The organism is Brevundimonas sp. UBA5866, from assembly GCF_002432125.1.
Lineage (GTDB): Bacteria > Pseudomonadota > Alphaproteobacteria > Caulobacterales > Caulobacteraceae > Brevundimonas.
This window is the reverse complement of the sequence record NZ_DJFS01000055.1, coordinates 1-3,383: the sequence shown is the minus strand read 5'-3', so window position 1 is coordinate 3,383 and position 3,383 is coordinate 1. Positions and strand designations below refer to the sequence as shown.

General features: G+C 68.5%; 6 protein-coding genes. All 6 read right to left on the bottom strand.

Going from position 1 to position 3,383, the window contains the following annotated elements; genetic code table 11:
* Positions 1-509 (bottom strand): hypothetical protein (locus tag B3H86_RS06405; RefSeq protein ID WP_292052127.1); only part of this gene is annotated, 509 nt, incomplete at its 3' end.
* A 4-nt stretch (positions 510-513) separates the two neighbouring features.
* A complete protein-coding gene (locus tag B3H86_RS06400) occupies positions 514-1,491 on the bottom strand; it encodes a helix-turn-helix domain-containing protein (protein ID WP_292052125.1) in 978 nt (325 codons plus the stop codon).
* Between the two features lie 150 nt (positions 1,492-1,641).
* The gene (locus B3H86_RS06395; protein WP_292052122.1) at positions 1,642-1,875 is read right to left on the bottom strand and encodes a hypothetical protein; all 234 of its coding nucleotides are present in this window, start codon (positions 1,873-1,875) and stop codon (positions 1,642-1,644) included.
* A complete protein-coding gene (locus tag B3H86_RS06390; protein ID WP_292052121.1) occupies positions 1,872-2,549 on the bottom strand; it encodes a hypothetical protein in 678 nt (225 codons plus the stop codon). Before B3H86_RS06390 ends, B3H86_RS06395 begins: the two co-directional genes overlap by 4 nt.
* Positions 2,546-2,878 carry a hypothetical protein gene (locus B3H86_RS06385; protein ID WP_292052119.1) on the bottom strand — a complete coding sequence of 111 codons (333 nt, stop codon included), beginning with the start codon at positions 2,876-2,878 and terminating at the stop codon, positions 2,546-2,548. The genes B3H86_RS06390 and B3H86_RS06385 overlap by 4 nt, the downstream gene beginning before the upstream one ends.
* A gap of 153 nt (positions 2,879-3,031) precedes the next feature.
* Positions 3,032-3,383: hypothetical protein (locus B3H86_RS06380; RefSeq protein ID WP_292052118.1), on the bottom strand; the 352-nt coding region annotated here is incomplete at its 5' end.

Below are 3,383 nucleotides of genomic sequence, written 5' to 3'. Positions count from 1 at the left end.
GCACGAAGGCTCGAGCCGACAGGAGCCTGCGACCGCAGCAGCATCGTGCGGTACAGCATGCCGATCTCGTACAGCTCGAGGCTCAGCGTACCGGCCTGCAACAGGCTTGCCAGCCCATCCACCCGCCGCAGCCGCTTCGCCCGCTCGACGCGCACGACCAACTCGCCCTCATGGCGCACGACGCAGCCATGGGCATCGGTTACGAACCGGGCCTCTTCGACGTGCTCCACCACGAGACCGGCCCCCACCAGCGCCCTGGTTTCGTTCAGACCGGCTTCGACCCGCTCCGCCTCGCTGGCCTGCGCCAGCTGCCGCTCGACCTCGCGAAGGATAGCCGCAGCCTGCCGACGCTGCTCGTTCGATCCCTTGGCCAGTTGAGCTGCGCGCTTCAGGTCGTTTGCCTGGGCGCGCGTCAACACCCGACCGTTGACGACAATGCTGTCGGCATCCTTGCGCCTAGCCGCGACGGTGCCCGCTGCCAGCGCCAGCATGCGGGCTTGAGCCTTCATCGACCTAGCCATTGCGGGCACCTCCCGTCGACGCGGCCACCACGCTGATCCCGGCGGCCTTCAACGCCGATCCAGCCCCTTCCATCAGCCGGGTCTGCGCGACCGATGTGGCGGTGATTACGGTCTGGCGCTCGGCATCCCAGCCGGCGCGGGCCAGGTAGCTGCTGACCGCCGTATCGCCCATTTCCCGCGCCACGATCACCGCAACCTGCGCCGGGCCGGACCAGATCGAGGTGGCATCCGGAGCCGCTGCTACCGGCTCCACGCTCAACCACGCCTCATAGCGGTCTTCATCCAGCCAGCGGTCCAGGTTCATCGCCTTGCCGCGTGCAAAGTCGGGATCGCGCGCCACCGCCCCGATGACCGCCGCCAGCAGCTGTTCGTCCGAAAGGCCCGACCGTTCCAGCGCACTCAGCCACGCCCGGTCGACCGGTCGCGGGGCAACACGTTCGGGAGCCTTCGAAGCCCAGGCCTCGCAAGCCGCCTTGCGCGCGCGCACGCTCGACGAGGGTTTTAACCCTTGAGTAATTTCCTTCCCTATTTGGGTGACGCCCGTGTCACCCCGCGGGGTGACACCCGTGTCATCTTGGGGTGACACCCGTGTCACCCCAGGCGCGCCCGTTGGGGTGACACCCGTGTCACCCCAAGCCGCCTGCCGTTCTGCCTTCAAGCGACGCACGGTGCTGGCATGGCCGGTATCCAGCGGCATGCGATAGATGGGGTAGACGCGGCCCATGTAGACCTTGCGGTCACCCGTTTCGATCAGCAGGCCCATGCCCTTCAGCGCGCGCAGACCGCGCTGCACGGTACGTTCAGACACCTCGCACTCGAGGGCCAGCACCGGAACGGCAGCCCAGACCTCGCCATTGGCATCGGCCCATGCGGCCATGGTCTTCAGTACGTCCTTGGCGTTGCGGTCGCGCCGACCATTGCGGTCGACACACTCCTGCGCCTTCGCCCAGGTCACAGCGACGTCGCTCATACCCGGCTCTCCGCACTGCACATGCACCCGGCCAGCGTCCGCCCGCCCGGATGTTCCGGCAGTCCCGAACCGCCGCGCTCCAGCATCACCCGCCGCTGCTCGCGCAGGATGTTCAACGCCGCCTGCATGGCACCTCTCTCCGATTGAAAATCACAACCAACCCCGCTCGACAGCCAGCCCTCTGGGCATGGTCCAGACGCTCTCGTCGCGGCCTTCGCCACGCCTGCACTGGCTCTTGGGGATCCATTTCGCCGCCCGCCGGTCACCGTTCGGGTCCAGCAGCCACGCGGCATGCGTCTGATGGTGAAGCACCATCACCAGGGCGACCTCGCCCGCCGCCACACGGCGCTCGGGCGGGGTGAAGCCGAACAGGTCGCCGGTCATGCCACCCCCGCGTAAATCAGGTCACTGTCACGGCTCAGGCGCTGTCCGGCCTCCGGATCGATCCAGATCTGGCGCGCTTCGCCATCGAAGCCGCCCCAGCCCTCGACCGCACCGGGCCGCACGAAGATGAACCAGGCATAGGCCGTGGCCGTGCTCTGTCCCGGCACCCACACGCCCTTGCGAAGCCCCGAACGTTTGCGCGGGATGACAGCGGTGGCGTACAGGCCACATTCGCGGAACAGCCGGTGTCGGCCCGGCCCCTCCACCAGCCTCAGCTGGAGCAGCATGGCCGCACCGATCCTGGAACGCGCCACCGCCTTGCGGATGAACGGCCCGGTGCGGTCGCCAAAGGGCGGATTGCTCACCGTCCAGCAGGGCAGGGTGTCATCGTCGGCGAAGTCGGCCAGATAGTCCCTCAGGACCAGCGGCACCGCTCCCGACCGTCGCGGATACGGATAGACGTCGAACGCCCGGATGCGCGGCCAGACATCGCGCAGACCGTGCGCCAGATGCCCTTCGCCCGCCGCCGGTTCCTCGACCACCTCGCCCAGGGGCAGGCCGAGCCGTTCTAGTACCTCGCCCAGCGCGCGGCCCAGCCATGGCGCGGACGGGAAATAGTCCAGACTGCCTGCATCCTCGATGCGGTTCGCCCGCATTGCGCGCCCGGCCGTCACAGCGCCACCTGCGCGAAGGCATCCCGCGCCGCCTCGCGGCTGGGGAAGCCGTTGAACCGCAACGGCAGGAAACCGTCCGCCCGGTGCTCGACCGCGCGATAAAGGTCCGCCTGATCGGGATCCATCAGGTCCGATGCGCGCAGGACACCGCCGCCCGGACGCTCGACAGCCTCGATGCGGCCATCCTCGACCCGCACGACAGGCCAGGCCACCCACAGCGTCAGGGTTCTTGCGTTCAGCCGCCCGACAAGCAGGTCACCGGCAACAGGGAGCCGATCTCCGCCCGCATCACGCCGACGGAGGGGAAAGGCCAGAATGTCTGCTGTCATGGTTAGGCCGCTGCGCTCACGGCAACGCCCAGCACGCGGCTCCATCCGGGCCTGGATCGGGCGACCCTCACGCGCACGAAACGGTTGTCCGGCTCGAACACCCGCAGCGGGTCAACGCCGGCCTTTCTNNAGCCACCTGTTCTGCCTTGATCGTCATCCCCAAACCTCCGGTCGCCCCTGATGGGCACGTTGAAAATCCTCGCGGGCCTTGTCGGTCAGTCGCTGATCGAGAAACCCCGCCGACTGGCGCACCAGGCCGGCCAGCTCGACCCGCAGGGCAGGGGTCGTGGTGCTTCGCGCAAAGGCCTGAACGGTACGAATGAAGCCCGCAGCCACGTCGGCAGCCGCAGCCCCGACCTCGCGCTCGAACACCGTCGCACTGGCCCCGTTGATGCGGTTGGCCAGCGTGGCCCGGCGCAGAAACGCCTCTTCGCCGACGATGGCCTTTTCGGCGTCCTCGGCGCACCGCAGCGCCAGCGCCAGCAAGGTGCGCCATTCGCCGCGC

Excerpts from the sequence above, each read along its gene's own strand:
- B3H86_RS06400 (WP_292052125.1), bottom strand. The coding sequence starts at position 1,491 with ATGAGCGACGTCGCTGTGACCTGGGCGAAGGCGCAGGAGTGTGTCGAC.
- B3H86_RS06395 (WP_292052122.1), bottom strand. The coding sequence starts at position 1,875 with ATGACCGGCGACCTGTTCGGCTTCACCCCGCCCGAGCGCCGTGTGGCG.
- B3H86_RS06385 (WP_292052119.1), bottom strand. The coding sequence starts at position 2,878 with ATGACAGCAGACATTCTGGCCTTTCCCCTCCGTCGGCGTGATGCGGGC.